We start from the raw sequence: 20,389 nt of genomic DNA, 5'->3' as shown, positions 1-20,389 counted from the left end.
TTTTCATATACTAACAGTTGGCAAAAATATATTACAAATGGATAATAAAACAACTATGAAAAATCTATTTTTAGGAGTTCTATTTTTTATGATTTCAACAATGATATTTAGTCAAAATATTGAATCATCTACAAGAAAACTTATTGATAATGCTAAATTCACAAGAATAAACAGAGATTGGAGAACTATTGCAGAATTTAAATCAGGCATAGGTGAAACTGTTCAGTTTTACCCAATTGAAGTGATAGATTTAAAATCTGGAGAAAAAACTAAAGCATTACAACTAGATATGAATATTAAAAACCCATCTGTTTCTAAAACTGCCTGGGTAGGAATAGAAGAGATTAATGAATTCATAACTTTTATTGAAGAATACGTAACACCTAATTTAAAAAAGAAAATATAAGGATATGTCAGCTGAATATATTTTCAATGCTAACGAAGTGACCTTATCATATTTAATTGATGAAACAAAGAGGAGGTTGACAATAAAATTAAATGGTTATGATGATTGTGGATGTGAATTTAAAAACTACACTTTTTGGACAGAAACTCAGGTTGATAAAATTCCAGGACTACTAGAGTTATTAAAAATTATTAAATAAAAATTTTGCCATCACCATATATAATTTATTGCTAGTTCTCGCCTAATTGTATAATCAAATGACCTTATACGAATTTAACACTCTAACATTTGAAGAAAAACAAGCCACTGTTTAGCAAAATGGCGTGTTTTTAAATAATTATGTCACTCAAGATATTAAAATTAACTACTATGCAATAGACAAGTTCTTTTATCTTTATTTGGAAATACTACAAATGCTTATGCGAACCATCGCAAAATCCAGGTTTAGCTGTTTGCTTGCAATTGCATAAATAAGCCGTTTTTGTCTCTTCTGCAACAAAAACTTTAGGAAAAAAAGAAGAACCTTTATGAGAGCCATCACAAAATGGCTGATTGGACGATTCTCCGCATGAACACCAGGCATAAGTCTTTCCAGCTGTTAATTGTACAGGTAGTGGTGTTTTCCCAGCAATAGTTGGTTTTTTCATATTATTTATTATTTATGTAAAGATAGCTATAAGATTATTATAAGCTTATTATTAAAAATATGAGTTTTAAGTATGGGCATGAACTTGGTAAATATCCACCCAAGATTGTTTAATCAATTTTTCTTAACTTTCATGAAATAAAAATGAACATTGAAAATTCTGTGTTTAAACCTATGTTAAGCACCTTATTGCACTTTAGATAATGAAATATACCCAAACTTGAATGAAACAATTAATTATAATATTTATTATTATTTCAGTTAATGACGCTATATCTCAAGAGGTTTTAACTAATAAATCAGTTTATGATTTAGTTGAGGTAGGTTTTGAATCTGAGATAATCATTGCAAAAATCAATTCGAGTGAATGCGATTTCGATACTACTGTAGAAGGTCTAAAGCAACTTAAATCAAAAAAGGTTCCGAGTGAAGTAATCTTGGCAATGATAGAGAATAAAAAAAAGAAAAAAAAACTTGATGCCCTAATAGGTGGAGTTAGTAAATCTGATGTTACAACAACAGGTAGTGAAGGCAATGATAATCAGATAGGAGACAAAGGGCAATTGGACGGAGATCCTTATGCGCCAAGTTATTTTGGTAATCCAGGAACTGGAAGCAGAGGCGTAGGCTATGGCTTAAATGGAAGAGGACGTGCTACATACGATAAAATTAAACAAGATTGTAATGAATCTGGACTTGTAATTGTTAGGATTGTGGTTAACCAAAATGGTAATGTAGTGGAAGCACTTCCAGGAGTTAAGGGAACGACAAATACAGCACAATGTTTGTTAGATCCTGCAAAAAAAATAGCATTATCTCATAAATGGCGCCCTGACCCAAATGCTCCTGCAAAACAAATAGGTTTTGTAAAAGTAAACTTTTGAAAATAATAACTGAATATTTCGATTGATTAGCACGAAAAAACATCAAAAAAATAGGAGCCTCGCTACTATAACGCTACTCTTAAAAATATAAAACCCTGTTATACAATTATTTAACAGGGTTTATTTGTACTCAAGGTGGGAATCGAACCCACACTTCCGAAGAAACTGGATTTTGAATCCAGCGCGTCTACCAATTCCGCCACTTGAGCAAAAGTGGAATGCAAAAATAAATGTTTTTTCTTTAAATGCCTTAAAAATAGTACCTAATATGCTTTTCAGGTAAAAATAAATGTCTAAATTTGCACCTCATTAAAAAAGACGTGTGTTTTCACACTCAAAAACAATAAGTTAGCAATGCCTAATACCATTACACAAGCTAAAATATTTTCTTGTACGCAAAGTGTTGAACTTGCAGAAAAGATTGCTATTGCGTTTGGTACACATTTAGGGAATGTTATAACGTCTACGTATAGCGATGGTGAATTTCAACCGTCTTATGAAGAATCAATTCGAGGGACAAGAATTTTCATTATCGGTTCTACCAATCCAGGACCAAGTAATTTAATGGAAATGTTGTTGATGATTGATGCCGCAAAGCGAGCATCAGCTAGACACATTACTGCTGTATTGCCGTATTTTGGATGGGCTAGACAAGATAGAAAAGATAAACCAAGAGTTCCAATTGCTGCTAAATTGGTGGCCAAGATGTTAGAGGCTGCAGGTGCGACAAGGATTATCACAATGGACTTACACGCAGATCAGATTCAAGGGTTTTTTGAAAAACCTGTTGACCATCTATTTGCTTCTACAATCTTTTTACCATATTTAAAAGATTTAAATCTTGAACAACTTACTATAGCTTCTCCAGATATGGGAGGCTCCAAAAGAGCTTATGCTTACAGTAAGGCTTTAGGAAGTGATGTTGTTATTTGTTATAAGCAAAGAGCAAAGGCTAATGCTATTTCTCATATGGAATTAATTGGTGATGTAACAGGAAAAAATGTTGTCTTGGTTGATGATATGGTAGATACCGCTGGTACTCTGACAAAAGCGGCCGACCTCATGATAGAACGTGGAGCATTAAGCGTTAGAGCAATTTGTACGCATCCTATATTATCAGGTAATGCTTATGAAAAAATAGAAAAATCAAAATTAGAAGAACTTATAGTAACAGACTCAATTCCTCTAAAACAACAAAGTGATAAAATTAGAGTCTTAAGCTGTGCAAAATTATTTGCGGGCGTCATGTACAATGTGCATCACAATAAATCTATAGCTTCAAAATTCATAATGTAAATACATAATTAATATAAACACAAACAATGAAATCAATTACAATCAATGGATCTCAAAGAGAAAGCGTGGGCAAGAAAGCAACAAAAGCCTTACGTAATGCTGGTCAGGTTCCTTGCGTATTATACGGAGGAGATAAGCCAGTACATTTCTCCGCAGACGAACTGGCATTCTCTAAACTTGTATACACGCCTAATGCGCATACAGTTGTGATTGCTTTAGATAATGGTGAAACTTTTGATGCTGTACTACAGGACATTCAGTTTCATGCAGTAACAGACAAAATTCTACATATCGATTTTTATCAATTATTTGAAAACAAGGAAATTGCATTAGACATTCCTGTAAATCTAATTGGAAACTCACGAGGTGTAAAAAATGGAGGTGTATTAAGACGTAACAACAGAAAACTACGTGTTAAAGCGTTACCTGTAAACTTACCAGACTTTATAGAAATTGATATCACACCTATGAAAATTGGCGATAAAGTTGCTATAGAGGATTTAAAAACAGATAAATATACTTTCTTGCATTCAGACAATACAGTTGTATGCCAAATTAAAACGGCTAGAGCTGCGATTGTTGATGAGGTTGATGAAGAGGAAGAAGGTCTTGAAGGAGAAGAAGGAGCAGAAGGAACAACTGCTGAAGGAACAGAAACTGCTGCAGAAGCTACTCCAGCTCAAGAAGCCACTCAAGAATAAATTTAGATTCTATTTTATAATGAAAAGCATCTTGTTAAAATCAGGATGCTTTTTTTATTTTTACAAAAAACAAAGTATAAATGTTTAATTGGTTACAAAATTTTTTCAGAAAGCCTAATAAAACATTTAGTGTAGAAGAAAAAGATTCTATGAAGAAATTTCTTATCGTTGGTTTAGGGAATATTGGTGAAAAATATCAAAATACACGTCATAATATTGGCTTTAAAATCCTTGAGCATCTTGCTACTAAAAATGATTTGATCTTTGAAACTCATAAACTGGGAGACCTAACCAGTTATAAATTTAAAGGCAGAACTTTTATTTTGCTTAAGCCAAGCACGTTTATGAATTTAAGTGGTAAATCGGTTTTGTATTGGCTCACAAAAGAGAAAATTCCATTAGAAAACTTATTGGTTATCACAGACGATTTAAATTTACCTTTTGGAACACTGCGTATTAAAACAAAAGGAAGTGATGGTGGTCATAATGGATTGAAAGATATTCAGGAAAAATTAAATACAACTAATTATAATCGTTTTAGATTTGGCATTAGCGATGCTTTTGGTAAAGGACAACAAGTGGATTATGTATTAAGTAATTGGACTGAAGAGGAAGAAGAAAAGCTTTCTGAACGTTTAGACAAATCTATAGAAATCATAAAATCTTTTGGTACTGCAGGAATCAAACATACCATGAATGATTATAATGGTAAATAAAAAAGTGGCTGAAAAGCCACTTTTTATTTAATACAATGTTACTACTATTTAACAATTACTTTTTTCACTTGAGTACTTAATCCATCAGAAACGTGTATCAAATAGATACCTGATTGTACCTGCCCTAAATCAATAGCTTCATTAAAATACCCAAACTGCTCAAAACGGTTATTATAAATTTTTCTACCTCTTATATCATAGGCATTAATAGTTATAGCTTCACCAGAAGTAGAATTTAAACGCACATTAAACTCACCCCTATTTGGATTAGGATAGACAGAAAAACCAGTTAACGTATTATTTTCTATTGAGAGTGGTTGGTCTTCACATAACTCAATAGTAAACTCATCTATAGAACCACCATCTCCTGCTTCTAAATCTTCAACAGTTAATGTCCAATCGCCTGCGGACATTTCACCATAAATGGTTGAAAGATCACCATCTGGAATAAATGTGCCATTAAAAGGAGGTGAACCACTTGCAATTGGCGTTGTAGCTTCTTGATCAAAAACTGTAACGGAATAATTAAGATTTGGTCTGCTATTATTTCCATGCTTATCTGTAAGAATTACATCTGTACCATTGGGACTAGTTAGAGTAATCACTAATTCTTTAACCCATGTATGAGAGATATCAATAGTGACATTTATATCTGCTATAGAAAAATCTTCAGCAACTGTAATAACAGACTCAAATGTTCCTGGGCTTGAAGTTCCCATAGCTATTGGAGTGTCCGTAGCAGTGTATGGGTTACAATCCAAATTAACGGTAGTGAAACTATATGTTGGTGATGTAGTTCCAGTAGCACAAGTATTGGAAGGTGTTACACGCCAGTAATAGGTCGATGCAGTATCTAACTTGTCAGTGGTAAAACTATTAAAAGGAGTATTACTGGTTTGAACAATATTACTAAACCCACTGTCTGTAGCTATTTCTAGTAAATATGAAGTTGCATTAACATCTAAATCCCAAGAAAGTTCTGGTTTAATCCAAACACCACCTGCGCCATTAATTGGGCTAGATAATGTTGGTGCCGAAATCGTAGCGCCAAATACATTAAGAGTAAGACTAATATCACGAGTAACAGCACCAGAATCTCCTGTAACTGTAAGAATGTATTCCCCAGGTGCAGCACTTCCAAAATTACTTAGCGACATGGTGGTGGTTCCATTTGCGCTCAAAGACGTTGGCGAAAAACTAGACGAAACACCAGTCGGTAAATTAATAACGCTAAAGTTAGCTGTCCCTGCAAATGCACCTATAGTATTAAGATCTATGTCAATATCAATATTGGAGTTTGTACATACTTCATAACTAGCACATAAATCTGACTTATCTATTAAGAATGAAGCCGATTTAGGTGAAGTAATTTGTAGATCTGCGTCAGAAATATCAAAGAAAATATTATCGGCTGCTTCAACCATAATGCGGCATGCTGCACTAGCATTGTTGGGCACAACAATGGGTTCTGAACCATCATTTGGAGTATCACACGCCAATAAAATAGGATAGGTTAAACCACCATCGGTTGATAATCTGATATTTATTTTTTGACAGTTTATAATCTCATTTGCTGTTTCACCTACATCCCAAGTAATTACTTGTTCAGTACCAGGATCCCATTTTATTCCTGGAGTATTTTGTGAAGTCATGGTAAAAGGTGTGCCATCAACAACCGTTATTTTCATGTTATCAAAACTTGATTGGCCACCTAAACCCATGGCTGTGGCTTCTCTATCTCTTACTGTTAATGCCCAATTTAAATCTCTCGCAACTGTAGAAACAGTTTCCCAATCACCACCTGATGGAGGATTTATTTCGGTGAGTTGACCAGCAACTACTCTATTTATATTTGGGATATAACGATCTGAAGATGTTGTTGGTGGTAAGGACCTAGTCATAGTACCTGATGTCAAAGTTGGACCAAAATTGGCAAAAGTTACTTGACCATTATCGGTCTGTTCCCAACAGTACATTAAGGTATCACCACCATCAGGATCGATAGCAGAACCTCTTAACACATAGGCTGTACCTTGTGGTATGACATAATCTTTTCCAGCATCAGCATTAGGAGGATTATTGGATATTGGTGTACTTGTCCAACAGGTTCTATTATCAAAATTATCGGTTATTTGTTTAAGACTATGGTAGTGAAAATATGGATCTGCGGTTGATTGTACAGCAGGAGGGTTTCCAGCGTAACTCATTATGGTTGATCCTGTAGAAGGTTCTGAGTTTGTTCCAGCACCTTCTACAACGTCTGAAAATGTGTGTGTGGCCCCTAATTGATGACCTAATTCATGACTTAATATTTGAATATCAAAATTATCTCCTTCAGGCACTCCACTTCTAGACCAGGCGCTTCCTTTAATATTATCTACACAAATACAACCAATACAACCAGCATTTCCTATAACACCATTTCCAGCTAATCGAGCAAACAAATGCCCAATATCGTAGTTAGCCTCTCCAATCGTACTTGTAAGTGTAGTTTGCACATCTGAATTCCATGTACCTTGTGAATCAGGATATGGGTCAGTCACAGCACTTAAGAAAATAACATCTTCAGTGTTAGCAACAACCTCTAAAGTTAAGGCAACGTCGGTCTCTAAAACTTCGTTGGCTCTAGACACAGAGGCATTAATTCCTGCAAGGGCACCAGCTTTGGTGCCACCAAAATATGCAGTATATTCACCATTAGTTGAAACAGCTAATCTTAATTTTCTTAGTAATTGATCTTCTGCAGCTTTATTTGACAAAGCCCTGTTACTACTATCATTTTTATGAATTATTTCATCCAAAGTACCACACTCAAATACATCTTCAGAAGTTGTTTTAGCATAATTGTTATAAGAGACATGATTTTTAGAACCATGTGAAACAGGCTGCATATATAACGTTGGCTTATTAGGAAAAGACACCATGGTTTGCACACCTAGGTGTGACACACTCATGCGCAATCTCATGGATGGATTATTTATACTAAAACCAACATAGGATTTTATTTGAGGATATTTTGCAGACAATTCAGGTGCCAAAACAGGAGCTTCGTAAATTCTAAAAGTTTCAAACACACCATCATAAACAGGTATTTGAACAAAGGTTTTAGAGGGTGATATTTTGTTATTAGATGTATTATCTAGTTGACGTAAAGGAGCACCTTGTAAATCTTGCTTTAAAGATTCAAAATCGAGTTCATAAAATTGGGTTTTATCCTTATCTATATTATAATTTAAGAGATTTTCAACATTAGACACATTTTGTTTTGGAATCCAATTGTTTGTTTGTGCATGAATTAAAAAAGAAGACAAGAAAATAGTATAGCATAGCGCTTTGAGGAGTAGTATGTTTTTCATAGTAAATTTTTAAAAATTAGGCCGTTAGAACCTAGCTAACAAATTTAATCTTTTTAATTGAAAATAAAAAGAGGGCCGAAACCCTCTTTAATAGTTTTATAGGAAGTTTTTAATTAATGATAATTTTTTTACTACCATTTCTTTCACCATCACTTACATGAACCAAATACATTCCAGATTGTAGATGGTTTAAATTCATGATTTGACTGAAATTAGATGAGTTCTTATAGTCGTTTGTAAACAATTTACGGCCTCTCATATCGTATACAGCAACTTTAATATCATTATCTGAAAACGATTTCAAACTTATAGTAAATTCACCATTGTTTGGGTTAGGGTAGATTGAAAAATTAGCCAAATTAAAGTCATCAATACTTAAAGGAATAAATGCATCATAACAAATCGTAACTGACCACCCATTCAATGTGCCGGTATCTCCTGTGCCAAAATCACCCACACCAATAATCCAAGATCCAGAGACTTCTTCTCCATTCCAATCGCTTAAAGACGCATGTGTTGATTGCATAGAAATATCACTACCTGTTAGATTACAATCAAAAGCCACTCCATCATCATCAAATGTAACGATCAAATCATCTTGTTGTTGACATGGATTAAAAGGGTCCATCAATTGCAAAAAAGTAAAATCAGGACTTTGAACCGCAACATCAAGATCACCAACCCAAGTGTGGGTAATGTCAATACTAACATTAACATCTGTTATGGTTCCTGATTGCCCAACAAGTATTCCTGTTTGAACATCATAAGCGCCTCCATTGTCAGGAATGGAAATAGGAAGATTAGGGTCTGTAGAGGCAAATTCGGTACAGACATTTGAAATTGTACCACCAATAGAAAAATCTTCAGTGTTAATGTTAAAGAAAATGTTGCCAACAGCTTCTACCATGACTCTGCAAAACCCTTCCTGAATATTAGGAAGTGTCACATTTTGAGAACCATCATTTGGAGTATTCATTGCTAAAGGAGTGTCATATGTTAAACCTCCATCTGTAGAAAGCCAAATATTGACGTTAGATACATTAAAAGGAGCTATGTCAGTTCCTGCTACATCCCATTCGATTGTTTGAGAAGATCCACTAGGGTAAGATATATAAGTAGATTGTGATGTTACTAAAAAAGGACCTCCAGCATTATTTGTTGTCACGGTCATACCATCCGAATCTGTCTGACCACCATCTGCATCATTATCTCTAACAGTTAATTGAAAATTGATATCTCTATTAATAGATACTAATTTTTCCCATGTTGTAGAAACACTTCCATTGCTTAATATATCTGTAATTCTTGGAATATACCTTATAGGATTTGTAGTTCCTTCGAAAGAACGCACTATAGGACCAGTTGCTGTTGTTTCGGTTGGTAGTTTGCTACCATCTGCTGGGTTGCTTAAATCATATTGCTCCCATGTATAGGTATGTGCATTTTCTGCCAAGGCTCCATCAGCGTCAGAAGAATCACCGGTCAATTTATAAGGTGTCGAGATAGGAATTGTATAATTATTTCCCGCATCAGCCACTGGAGGATTATCATTGTTGGTATCCATTTGAGAAGCACATTGGCTTAAGCCTGTCGTAATATTATCCCAGATCATTTGTAAACTTTTTTGATGAAAATATGCATCACTATTATTTTGCACATTTTCGGGAGAACAAATACCAGCATAAGCCATAATGGTACTGCCACTACCTGGCTCATATGCATTATCATCCACTCTTTGACCACCACTACCGCAAAAACCGGCAGTACTATTAAAGGTATGCGGTGCACCATATTGATGACCCATTTCATGACAGACATATTCTATATCAAACACATCGCCTACTGGATTTGGCAAGCCCGTAACCCCTTGTGCCTTTACAGAAGCTCTACATGGGGATTGTAATATTGCAACACCACCTCCGCCAGTACCAAAGACATGGCCTATATCATAATTTGCAGTGCCTATTTTAGTATCTATTTCTGTCTGATTTTCACCGAGCATTGTTGACTCATTATTATTTGTGTAAGGATCAGTGGCTCCGTCTAAATAAATAATACTTGCGTTTTCTACCATGCTCATCGTAAGTGATAGGTCTCTCTCATATATTCCGTTGACACGTGTCATAGTTACTGCCATGGCTGCTTTAACCGAAGGCACCGAGCCTCCATGGTAAGTTCCATATTCACCAGTACAAGCTAAAGCTAACCTAAAAGTACGCATCATGCCATCGTTGGCATTCATCACTTTATTATAAGATTCTTGAGTTTTGCTGGAGACCTCTTTGTTCTCTTCAAAATGACAAATGAATTTCTCTTTTAAAGGCGACAAGTCTTTTTTCAGGTAAGAAATATAACTTAGACCATCTTTAGTATATGGGTCCATATATTGTGTGCCTTGCCCAGATGATAAAGTCATGGTATGTAATCCTAAAGGCGTTACACTAAAACGTATCAGTTTTGACGGATTTTGAATGCTCTGCCCAACATAAGACCGTAAATCGGGATGATTCGCCTGCATCTCTGGAACCATAACTGGAGCTTCTTTGACACGAAATGATTCCATTTTTCCATCTTTGTTTGGAAATTCAATGACCAGATTTGAAACTTTGGGAGAATCTCCTCGTAATGGCGCATTTAACAATTGTGTTTTAAGGGCTTCTATATTTAATTGAAAGAAAATAGCTTTTTTAGGCTCTGATTTTCTTAATACTTTTTCAGTGGTACCAATTTTTTCTTTTGTAATTTTAGTCCAGACGGAGTTGTTCTTTTGAGCATTACTTTGTAGTATTGAAAATAATACGACTACAAGTATTAATTGAAGTTTTGAGTAGTAGTTTTTCATAGTAAAATTAATTAATAGGCGATTAAATTTACTTTGATATTTATTAAATAGCAAAAAATTCATTTAAATTTTATGGAATTTTATTGAATATGAATTACTTATCGATATTATTTATCTGTATAACGATGTTTAGTTGTAAGGTGAAAAAAGATTCATTTGAACTCAACCAAGACCAAACGGTTGCAACTCAATGCCCGGAAGATGGTAATTGCACCTTTGAAGTTTTAGAAAACAAGTCATTAGAAAAACTAAAAGGCAGTTTAGGAGAGTCCTATTACAAAGTTGTTGAAGGGAAAAATCTTCTTTTAAGATTTCAGTATGAACGCAACCAGATACCAAACACGGTTGATGGGCATTATATTGAGCAAGTTTTTGTAGAACTTGATAAAAATAATTTGGAAGTAGAGTTAAATTCTGTTAACTCAAAAAAAATTAGAGTAGTTTTTGCCAGATTTTGCTATTGTAAAGGACAAACAGGATATTATGATATAGATAAAGGAAGTTTAATTATAAAAAAGGTTGAAGGCAATAAGTATCAACTTGATTTTTACTTCAAGATAACTGAAGTCCCACAAATTATTACCGAAATTCATGAAATTTTCACCTTAAACTAAAATAATTTGAGCTAGGCCAATTTTTTAATAGTTACATTATAAGTAAATTTGCTTTTAAAAATATTTATAATTGAAAATCATAAGTAATTTCAATTCCTTTTCTCCAAAAAATAAAACAATTGCCACAATTGGCACCTTTGATGGCGTTCATATTGGTCATCAAAAAATAATTCAGAAATTAGTTCAAACTGCACACAAGAAACACCTTAACGCTGTTGTTTTAACTTTTTTTCCTCATCCTAGAATGGTGTTGCAAAAGGATGCCAATATTAAACTCATCAATACTATAAATGAGAAAGCTCAACTATTTGAAAAACTTGGAGTAGATAATCTGGTGGTCAAAAAATTTACTAAACAATTTTCACGCCTTTCTGCCGAAGATTTTGTAAAGCAAGTTTTAGTTGATAAATTAAAAATTGAGACTATTATTATAGGTTATGATCATCATTTTGGTAGAAATAGAAATGCTAACATAGACGACTTAAGAGCATTTGGTGAAATTTATAGTTTTGATGTTGAAGAGATTTCGGTTCAAGACATTAATGAGGTTGCAGTTAGTTCGACTAAAATTAGAATTGCACTTAATGAAGGTGATGTACAAACTGCTAATGCATTTTTAGGTTATAATTTTATGCTTACTGGAATTGTTGTTGAAGGCAAAGGTATGGGTAAAAACATAGGTTTTCCTACAGCAAATATTTTTATTGAAGAAAACTATAAACTAATCCCGAAACAAGGTGTTTATATCGTTCAATCAGAAATTGAAGGAAAAACTATTTTTGGGATGATGAATATTGGTAAGAATCCAACTCTTGGTGATAATGAGCAGAGTATCGAAGTCCATTTTTTCAATTTTTCGAAATCCCTTTATAAAGAAAATATTCAGGTTGAATTAATACATCGAATTAGAGATGAACAGAAATTTGAATCCTTGGAAAGCTTAAAAGAGCAATTGAAAAAAGACAAACAAACATCTTTAGATTTTATAGCATCAAACAATGCTTAACCAATTATTATTTAAACGTATTGATAATTCTGCACTTATTGTTTTCAGGATTATCTTTGGGCTTCTTTGTTTTTTAGAATCAATAGGAGCAATTTTAACAGGTTGGGTAAAACGTACTCTAGTTGATCCGCAATTCACATTTTCATTTATTGGATTTGAATGGCTGCAACCGCTTTCTGGAAATTGGATGTATCTATATTATGTTGTGATGGGTGTTTTTGCTTTTATGGTCATGATTGGTTACAAGTACCGCTTTAGTATTATTGCGTTTACCTTGATGTGGCTTGCAACCTACCTTATGCAAAAATCATCTTACAACAATCATTATTATCTGTTGTTCCTTTTAAGCTCAATAATGATATTTTTACCTGCAAATAAATACCTTTCGGTTGATGCAAAATTAAACCCAAACAGTGTTAGGTATTCAATGCCCAAATGGTGTAGTTTGGTATTTATTCTTCAGATGTTTATGGTTTATACCTATGCTTCTGTTGCTAAAATATATCCAGGTTGGTTAGATACTTCTGCATTAGAAATTATATTAAAAGGAAAACAAAATTATTTTTTGGTTGGAGATTTCCTTCAAAATAAAACATTGCATTATGTTTTAGCTTATGGAGGTATTTTGTTCGATGGATTAATTATTCCGCTATTACTTTTTAAGTCTACCAGGAAATGGGCCTTTATCATATCTATTTTCTTTCACTTATTCAATTCGGTGATTTTTCAAATAGGTATTTTCCCTTATATGTCTTTAGCATTTTCTTTATTCTTTTTTGAGCCAAAAACAATCCATAGCTTGTTCTTAAAAAAGAAGACTTTTTATAAGGAGAATGAAGTTATTATTCCTAAACAAAATCATATAATTATAAGTGTATTTACTATCTACTTTAGTTTACAGCTTTTACTTCCTTTAAGGCATTATGCAATAAAAGACAATGTACTTTGGACAGAAGAAGGCCACAGACTATCTTGGAGAATGATGCTACGTACTAAACATGGGTATGCAAACTATAAAGTAATAAACAAGGATACAGGAAAAGAAATACCTATCACTTTACAACAATTTTTGACGCCAAAACAAGAACGAGTAGCAAGTAGCAAACCAGATGTTATCTGGCAGTTCTCACAATATTTAAAAGAACATTTTAAAAACCAAGGACAAGAAGTTTTAGTATTTGTTGATGCTAGAATAAGTGTAAATGGAAAACCTTATAAAAAATTAATTAATAGCAAAGTAGATTTGGCTAATACTGAATGGAATGCCTTTAAGCATAGCGATTGGATTTTGCCGTCTAATGAAGAATAAATGTTGTTGTAATTCATTAAATTTGCGACTTAAATTTTAATACATGTTACAAGTATCTTTTATTAGAGAAAATAGAGATTTAGTCATTAAACGATTAGCAAAAAGAAATATAGATGTTAGTAGTTTGATTGATGAGGTCATTGTTTTGGATGAAGACAGAAGGCGTTTACAGACAGAATTGGATAAAACATTGGCAGAATCTAATACTCTATCTAAAGAAATAGGACTTCTTTTCAAATCTGGTCAGGTCGACAAAGCCAATGAAATGAAACAAAAAACCACAGAGTTAAAGGATACATCTAAAATAGTTTCTGAAGCGTTAAACAAAAAGGCAGACGATTTAAATGAACTATTGTATAAAATACCCAACATTCCTAACGAAATTGTTCCTTCAGGAAATACAGATGAAGATAACGAAGAAGTATTTAGAGAAGGCGATGTTCCAGAATTACATGGTGATGCGTTACCTCATTGGGAACTTGCAAAGAAATATGACATTATAGATTTTGAATTAGGAAATAAAATTACAGGCTCTGGTTTTCCTGTTTACAAAGGGAAAGGAGCAAAACTTCAACGAGCTTTGATAACTTATTTTCTAGATAAGAATACTGCTGCAGGTTATACAGAGTATCAATTGCCTCATTTGGTTAATGAAGCTTCTGGTTTTGGTACTGGTCAAATACCAGACAAGGAAGGGCAGATGTATCATGTAACAGAAGATAATTTGTATTTGATTCCAACTGCCGAAGTTCCAGGCACCAACATTTTTAGAGACGTAGTTTTAAATGAAACTGATTTACCAATTGGGATTACAAGTTACACTCCTTGTTTTAGAAGAGAAGCCGGAAGTTATGGCGCACACGTTAGAGGATTGAACAGATTACACCAATTCGATAAGGTGGAGATTTTACGTGTTGAGCATCCAGATCATTCTTATGTGGCTCTTGATGGAATGGTAGATCATGTCAAAGTGATTTTGAAGGAATTAAAATTACCGTACAGAATTTTAAGATTATGTGGCGGAGATTTGGGATTTACATCTGCATTAACTTATGATTTTGAAGTGTTCTCTACTGCACAAGATAGATGGCTTGAAATTTCTTCAGTTTCTAATTTTGAAACATTTCAGGCAAACAGATTAAAATTACGCTTCAAAAATTCAGACGGTAAAAATGAATTGGCTCATACGCTTAACGGCAGTTCTTTAGCTTTGCCAAGAGTTTTAGCAGGTATTTTAGAAAACTATCAAACAAAAGATGGTATAAAAGTACCAGAAGTGTTAATTCCATATACAGGGTTTGACATTATTAATTAATAAGAAAAAGCTTACAAAATATATTGATTATTTTCATTTTTATCGATGAACGGTAACAAATGAACGTCATTTAACGATTTTCTACATATTTTTTTTGCCTGTTTCCAAATTATTTAGAAGTTAGTAGTCCCAAATATCATAAACTAACGAACTATGAAAAACTTTAAGCGTATTTTACTACTTATTACCTTGGTTGTAATTGCTCATAAGGTTTTGTTATCTGATTCAGATTTTTTTAAATCAGAATCTAAAACAGAAATTGTAATAGCAAATAGATAATAAAAAAATTTCGTCAAGAAATGTCCCGATCGAGTAATTGAATCATTTTTAAATTTACAATGGTTAATAGCACATTTATTTTGGTTGGTTAATGCCCGAATTCTTTTCGGGCATTTTTTTATAATAATATTTACAATTTCTGCTTTACACATTTGTTATATTTACACAAACTCTACAAATGAGATTTCTTTTAACAATAACTTTTTTAATATCATGTGTTGCATTTGCACAAGATGATATTTTAGCAAAAGAGTATTTTAAGAAAGGAGAATTTGAAAAAGCTCTATCGTCTTTCCAAAGATTGCATGATGCAAATCCTGGTAATGTAAGTTATTTAGTTCAGCTGGTAAAGACTCATCAGCAACTAGAACAATATGATGAATCGGAATCTTTAATATTAAATCAACTAAAACGAATTAACTATCCATCATTGTATGTAGAATTAGGGTATAATTATCAGCTCAAAGATGATATTACTAATGCAAACATAAATTATAATAAAGCGTTAGAGAGTCTTAACATAAACGCACGCTATGTGTTTTCTGTAGCACAGTCTTTTGTTGATCATTCATTATTAGATCTAGCTATTACCGCTTATGAGAATGCCATGACATTGGCTCCAGATCTTAACTTTGATATGCAACTAGCCCAAATTTATGGAGAGCAAGGAGACATTGAAAAAATGTTTACAGCTTATGTTCAATTTGTTAAATTCAATCCATCTTACTTAAACAATATTAAACGTGTTATAAGTGATTTTATTAGTGAAAATAGCACTAATGAAAACAATGCAACCCTTCGAAAAATACTTTTGAAGAAAATCCAGGAAGAACCTGATTTATTATGGAATGAAATGTTAAGCTGGCTGTTTATTCAACAAAAGGATTTCAGAAAAGCCTTTATGCAAGAGAAAGCTATCTTTAACCGCCAACCAGAAAGTTTGGACAGAATTGAAGAACTAGCTTCTATTGCTGTAAATGAAAATGAAAACGAAATTGCCAATGAAATATTCCATTATTTAATTGATACAGCTCAAGATATAGACACAAAGCTTGACGCACATTATAATTTACTTCAGTTGGAACTAACCTATGGACATGAAGTAGATTATAATAACATTCAACAAAAGTTTTTAACATTATTTGATGAATATGGTAAATTCTCTCAAACGCTTCAATTACAAATAGCCTATGGACATTTTTTGGCTTTTTATATGAACGAACCAGATAAAGCTACTTCCTTTTTAAAAGAAACCTTATTATTACAACTTTCTACATTTCAACAAGCCCAAGTTAAAATAGAGCTTGGAGATATTTTGGTGCTACAAGAAAAGTTTAATGAAGCACTCATTTACTATACACAAATACAACGTAACTTAAAAAACAGCACCATTTCTCAAGATGCAAGATTTAGAGTCGCAAAAACGAGTTACTACAAAGGAGACTTTCAATGGGCCGAATCTCAATTAAAGATTTTAAAATCTTCCACATCACAATTAATAGCCAATGATGCCTTGGATTTAAAGCTTCTTATTTCTGATAATAAGTACGATGATTCGTTACAGGTTGCTTTAAAACTATATGCTAAAGCAGACTTATTGGCATTTCAAAACAAGAATGATGAAGCAATAGTATTATTAGATAAAATTTTAGAGGAGCATAAAACGGAAACTATAATACCGCAAGCATTATTAAAGCAAGCACAATTGTTTGTTAAAAAGCAGGAATTTGAAAAAGCTGATAACAATTACAATAACATCATTAAAAATTATAGCGATAGTATTTTGATAGATGATGCTATTTTCTCGTTAGCAGAACTATATGCAAACAAATTAGATCAGCCAGAAAAAGCCAAGGAACTTTATGAGCAAATCATCTTTAATCATGCAGATAGTATCTATTTTGTAGATTCCAGAAAAAGTTTCAGGGCACTTCGTGGAGATGCGATAAATTAGTTCATGAAATGTGTGTAGCTGAAACCGAAAGACTCTTTGTAAAAAAATTCACCAAGAACGACGCATCCTTTTTTTTAGAGTTGGCTAATTCTCCTAATTGGATAAAATATATTGGTGACAGAAATTTGAAATCGGTAAAAGATGCTGAAGAGTATCTTAAAAATGGCGCTATTAAAAGCTACAAGGAATTTGGATTTGGGTTTTACAAACTGGAGTTAAAATCAGAAAGGAACAAAGCAATAGGAACTTGCGGAATAGTAAAGAGAGAAGAATTAGATGACGTAGATATCGGTTTTGCAATGTTACCTGAATATGAAGGAAAAGGGTTTGGATATGAGTCGTCTGTAGAAATTTTGAATATAGCAAAGCGACAATTCAATTTAAAAAGAATTGTTGCCATAACATTACCAACCAACAAATCATCTATTCATTTGTTAGAAAAGGTTGGTTTGTCTTTTGAAAAAAAGATAAAACCCTTTGAGAATGATGAAGAACTTTTGTTATTTTCAAAAAAACTTTAAAATGATAATTTACAACGTTACAGCCAATATTGATGAGAGTATCCATGACGAATGGCTAGCTTGGATAAAAGAACACATACCAGAAGTATTAGCTACCGGCAAGTTCGATAAGGCAATACTCACCAAAGTATTGGTAGAAGAAGAAATGGGAGGACATACCTACTCAATTCAATATAGATCCTATTCTCGAGATGCTTTGGATGCGTATTATAAAGAAGATGCTGAAAGATTAAGAAATGATGGTTTAAAGAAATTTGCAGACAAAATGCTAGCCTTTAGAACAGAACTTCAAATAGTTGATGAATATACCGTAAACTTCAACTAAAAATCTATGTCTGTAAGAGCAAAGAAACATTTAGGACAACATTTTTTAAAGGATGAAAACATTGCAAAAAAAATAGCTGACACCTTATCATTTTCTGGTTATGAGCATGTTTTAGAAATTGGTCCAGGAATGGGAGTACTAACAAAATACCTGCTACAAAAAGATATTATTACTCATGTTATAGAAATAGATTCAGAATCGGTTGAATATCTTAAGAATGAGTATCTCAAACTTGCTGATAGAATTATAGAGCAAGACTTTTTAAAATATGATTTAAAGCAAGTTTTCAAAGAAGAAACTTTTGCTATAATAGGAAATTTCCCTTACAATATTTCGTCACAAATTGTTTTTAAGGTTTTAGAAATGCGAAATCAAATACCTGAATTTTCAGGTATGTTCCAAAAGGAAGTAGCACAACGTATATGTTCGAAAGAAGGAAATAAGGTGTATGGAATACTTTCGGTATTAACACAAGCCTTTTATGAATCATCGTATTTATTTACAGTGCCTCCACAAGTTTTTAATCCACCACCTAAAGTAGATTCTGGAGTTTTATTGCTAAAAAGAAAAGAAAACTTCATCTTACCATGTGATGAGACATTATTTTTTAAAGTAGTAAAACAAGCATTTCAGCAAAGACGTAAAACCCTTCGTAATAGTTTAAAAACATTTAATTTGTCAGATAATTTAAAAGCAAATGTTATATTTGGCAAACGTCCAGAACAATTAACTGTTGATGAATTTATTGCACTTACGCAATTAGTTGGAGTGGACGATTTAAACCGTTAAATCTTTTAAAGTTGTCTGAAGAAAACGAGAAAATATTATTTGAATTATCTGATGAACTAATCAGCCAGGTAGAACAACTTATTGTAGAAAAAAACGATAAAGAACTTCATCATTTATTAGATGATTTCCATTACGCCGATATTGCTGAAATTCTTGACGAACTAGATTTAGAAGATGCTATTTATATCATTAAACTTTTAGACTCTGAAACCACTTCAGATATTTTAACGGAGCTTGATGAAGACATTAGAGAAAAAGTTTTAAAAAACCTTTCAGCAAAAGAAATAGCTGAAGAGATAGAGGAACTAGATACAGATGATGCGGCAGACATGATTGCCGAATTGCCTGAAGATCGCCAGAAAGCTGTAATTTCTCAAATTGAAGACGAAGAGCACAAAGCTGAAATACAAGAACTTTTAGCCTATGATGAAGATACAGCTGGTGGACTTATGGCAAAAGAACTGGTTAAGGTGTATGAAACTTGGACGGTTGCTGGATGCATGCGAAGAATTCGAGGGCAAGCCAAAGATGTAACCAGAGTACATTCCATTTATGTAGTAAATAAAGAAGAAAAACTGATAGGCAGATTGTCCTTAAAAGACCTTATTACTGCTAAAAGTGAACAAAAAATTGCTGAAATCTCAAACGCAAATGTAGATTCAGTAAATGTAAATGATGATGTTGAAGACGTTGCAAAAGTGATGCAAAAATACGATTTGGAAGCTATTCCAGTTGTAGACGATAATCAAGTGTTATTAGGACGAATCACTATTGACGACATCGTTGATGTCATGAAAGAAGAAGCTGAAAAGGATTATCAATTAGCAGCTGGTATAACTAGCGATGTAGAGCATGATGATAGTATTTTTCAGCTTACAAGAGCTAGATTGCCTTGGTTGTTTCTTGGGCTTTTAGGAGGAGTTGGCGCATTTTTAATTATGGAAGGATTTCAAGAATCCTTCAGCAAGTATGCCGTTTTATTCTTCTTTACACCATTAATTGCAGCTATGGCTGGAAATGTAGGTGTACAATCTAGTGCAATTATTGTTCAAGGTTTAGCAAACGATGACGTTAAAGGAAGCATAAATAGCAGATTATTGAAAGAGATGTTTCTAGCTGCTCTCAATGGATTTATTCTTGCGATTTTTTTATTCTTATTTGTTTGGGCCACAAAAGGCGATATGAATACAGCACTAGCTATTTCTATTTCTCTGGTAGCAGTAATTATTGTTGCTGGCTTAATAGGGACATTTGTGCCTTTGTTTTTAGACAAACGCGGTATAGACCCAGCAATTGCAACGGGGCCATTCATTACTACAAGTAATGATATCTTTGGAATCCTAATTTACTTCTGGATTGCTAAAATGATTCTCGGTATTTAACCCATTCGTCATTACGAGAAACGAAGTGACGTCGTAATCTGTTTATGA

19 protein-coding genes and 1 tRNA gene are annotated in these 20,389 nt (G+C 33.1%); 16 read left to right on the top strand and 4 right to left on the bottom strand.

The window, feature by feature from the left end:
- Positions 1-37: 37 nt before the first annotated feature.
- Positions 38-406, top strand: a complete 369-nt coding sequence (locus AAFP94_RS11550; RefSeq protein ID WP_316662890.1) for a hypothetical protein — start codon at positions 38-40, stop codon at positions 404-406.
- A gap of 4 nt (positions 407-410) precedes the next feature.
- Positions 411-605, top strand: coding sequence for a hypothetical protein (locus AAFP94_RS11545; protein WP_316662889.1), 195 nt, complete (start codon positions 411-413; stop codon positions 603-605).
- Positions 606-813: 208 nt separating this feature from the next.
- Here AAFP94_RS11545 and AAFP94_RS11540 read toward each other — a convergent pair whose 3' ends face one another.
- On the bottom strand, positions 814-1,053 hold the full coding sequence (locus tag AAFP94_RS11540; RefSeq protein ID WP_316662888.1) for a CDGSH iron-sulfur domain-containing protein: 240 nt from the start codon (positions 1,051-1,053) through the stop codon (positions 814-816).
- A gap of 223 nt (positions 1,054-1,276) precedes the next feature.
- Between AAFP94_RS11540 and AAFP94_RS11535 the strand changes: the two genes are divergently transcribed.
- Positions 1,277-1,936 (top strand): hypothetical protein, encoded by a 660-nt coding sequence (locus tag AAFP94_RS11535; protein ID WP_316662887.1) that lies wholly within the window; start codon positions 1,277-1,279, stop codon positions 1,934-1,936.
- 127 nt (positions 1,937-2,063) lie between these two features.
- Here AAFP94_RS11535 and AAFP94_RS11530 read toward each other — a convergent pair.
- Positions 2,064-2,145, bottom strand: a tRNA-Leu gene (locus AAFP94_RS11530).
- A gap of 145 nt (positions 2,146-2,290) precedes the next feature.
- On the opposite strand from AAFP94_RS11530, the gene AAFP94_RS11525 reads away from it, so the two are divergent.
- From AAFP94_RS11525 to pth, 3 genes are all read left to right on the top strand, one after another.
- Positions 2,291-3,232 carry a ribose-phosphate pyrophosphokinase gene (locus AAFP94_RS11525; protein WP_316662886.1) on the top strand — a complete coding sequence of 314 codons (942 nt, stop codon included), beginning with the start codon at positions 2,291-2,293 and terminating at the stop codon, positions 3,230-3,232.
- 26 nt (positions 3,233-3,258) lie between these two features.
- Entirely contained in the window at positions 3,259-3,933 is a 675-nt protein-coding gene (locus tag AAFP94_RS11520; RefSeq protein ID WP_316662885.1) for a 50S ribosomal protein L25/general stress protein Ctc, read from the top strand.
- Between the two features lie 80 nt (positions 3,934-4,013).
- Positions 4,014-4,649, top strand: a complete 636-nt coding sequence (gene pth / locus AAFP94_RS11515; protein ID WP_316662884.1) for an aminoacyl-tRNA hydrolase — start codon at positions 4,014-4,016, stop codon at positions 4,647-4,649.
- A 44-nt stretch (positions 4,650-4,693) separates the two neighbouring features.
- Here pth and AAFP94_RS11510 read toward each other — a convergent pair whose 3' ends face one another.
- Both AAFP94_RS11510 and AAFP94_RS11505 read right to left on the bottom strand, forming a co-directional pair.
- Positions 4,694-8,005 carry a zinc-dependent metalloprotease gene (locus AAFP94_RS11510; protein WP_316662883.1) on the bottom strand — a complete coding sequence of 1,104 codons (3,312 nt, stop codon included), beginning with the start codon at positions 8,003-8,005 and terminating at the stop codon, positions 4,694-4,696.
- A gap of 109 nt (positions 8,006-8,114) precedes the next feature.
- Entirely contained in the window at positions 8,115-10,847 is a 2,733-nt protein-coding gene (locus AAFP94_RS11505) for a reprolysin-like metallopeptidase (RefSeq protein WP_316662882.1), read from the bottom strand.
- Between the two features lie 140 nt (positions 10,848-10,987).
- On the opposite strand from AAFP94_RS11505, the gene AAFP94_RS11500 reads away from it, so the two are divergent.
- From AAFP94_RS11500 to mgtE, 10 genes are all read left to right on the top strand, one after another.
- Positions 10,988-11,461: a hypothetical protein gene (locus AAFP94_RS11500; protein ID WP_316662881.1), complete on the top strand. Its 474-nt coding sequence runs from the start codon at positions 10,988-10,990 to the stop codon at positions 11,459-11,461.
- 70 nt (positions 11,462-11,531) lie between these two features.
- Positions 11,532-12,467 carry a bifunctional riboflavin kinase/FAD synthetase gene (locus AAFP94_RS11495; RefSeq protein ID WP_316662880.1) on the top strand — a complete coding sequence of 312 codons (936 nt, stop codon included), beginning with the start codon at positions 11,532-11,534 and terminating at the stop codon, positions 12,465-12,467.
- Positions 12,460-13,776 (top strand): HTTM domain-containing protein, encoded by a 1,317-nt coding sequence (locus AAFP94_RS11490; RefSeq protein ID WP_316662879.1) that lies wholly within the window; start codon positions 12,460-12,462, stop codon positions 13,774-13,776. The genes AAFP94_RS11495 and AAFP94_RS11490 overlap by 8 nt, the downstream gene beginning before the upstream one ends.
- 43 nt (positions 13,777-13,819) lie before the next feature.
- Positions 13,820-15,091 (top strand): serine--tRNA ligase, encoded by a 1,272-nt coding sequence (serS, locus tag AAFP94_RS11485; protein ID WP_316662878.1) that lies wholly within the window; start codon positions 13,820-13,822, stop codon positions 15,089-15,091.
- A gap of 153 nt (positions 15,092-15,244) precedes the next feature.
- A complete protein-coding gene (locus AAFP94_RS11480; RefSeq protein ID WP_316662877.1) occupies positions 15,245-15,370 on the top strand; it encodes a hypothetical protein in 126 nt (41 codons plus the stop codon).
- 178 nt (positions 15,371-15,548) lie between these two features.
- Positions 15,549-17,324 carry a tetratricopeptide repeat protein gene (locus tag AAFP94_RS11475; protein WP_316662876.1) on the top strand — a complete coding sequence of 592 codons (1,776 nt, stop codon included), beginning with the start codon at positions 15,549-15,551 and terminating at the stop codon, positions 17,322-17,324.
- 8 nt (positions 17,325-17,332) lie between these two features.
- The gene (locus AAFP94_RS11470; RefSeq protein ID WP_316662875.1) at positions 17,333-17,845 is read left to right on the top strand and encodes a GNAT family N-acetyltransferase; all 513 of its coding nucleotides are present in this window, start codon (positions 17,333-17,335) and stop codon (positions 17,843-17,845) included.
- Between the two features lies 1 nt (position 17,846).
- Positions 17,847-18,170: a DUF4286 family protein gene (locus AAFP94_RS11465; protein WP_316662874.1), complete on the top strand. Its 324-nt coding sequence runs from the start codon at positions 17,847-17,849 to the stop codon at positions 18,168-18,170.
- A gap of 6 nt (positions 18,171-18,176) precedes the next feature.
- Entirely contained in the window at positions 18,177-18,959 is a 783-nt protein-coding gene (rsmA, locus tag AAFP94_RS11460) for a 16S rRNA (adenine(1518)-N(6)/adenine(1519)-N(6))-dimethyltransferase RsmA (protein ID WP_316662873.1), read from the top strand.
- A gap of 11 nt (positions 18,960-18,970) precedes the next feature.
- Positions 18,971-20,341, top strand: a complete 1,371-nt coding sequence (mgtE, locus tag AAFP94_RS11455) for a magnesium transporter (RefSeq protein ID WP_316662872.1) — start codon at positions 18,971-18,973, stop codon at positions 20,339-20,341.
- Positions 20,342-20,389 lie beyond the last annotated feature (48 nt).

The sequence above is a fragment of the Gilvirhabdus luticola genome, assembly GCF_040117515.1.
Classification (GTDB): domain Bacteria; phylum Bacteroidota; class Bacteroidia; order Flavobacteriales; family Flavobacteriaceae; genus Gilvirhabdus; species Gilvirhabdus luticola.
This window is presented reverse-complemented; position numbering and strand designations above follow the sequence as displayed.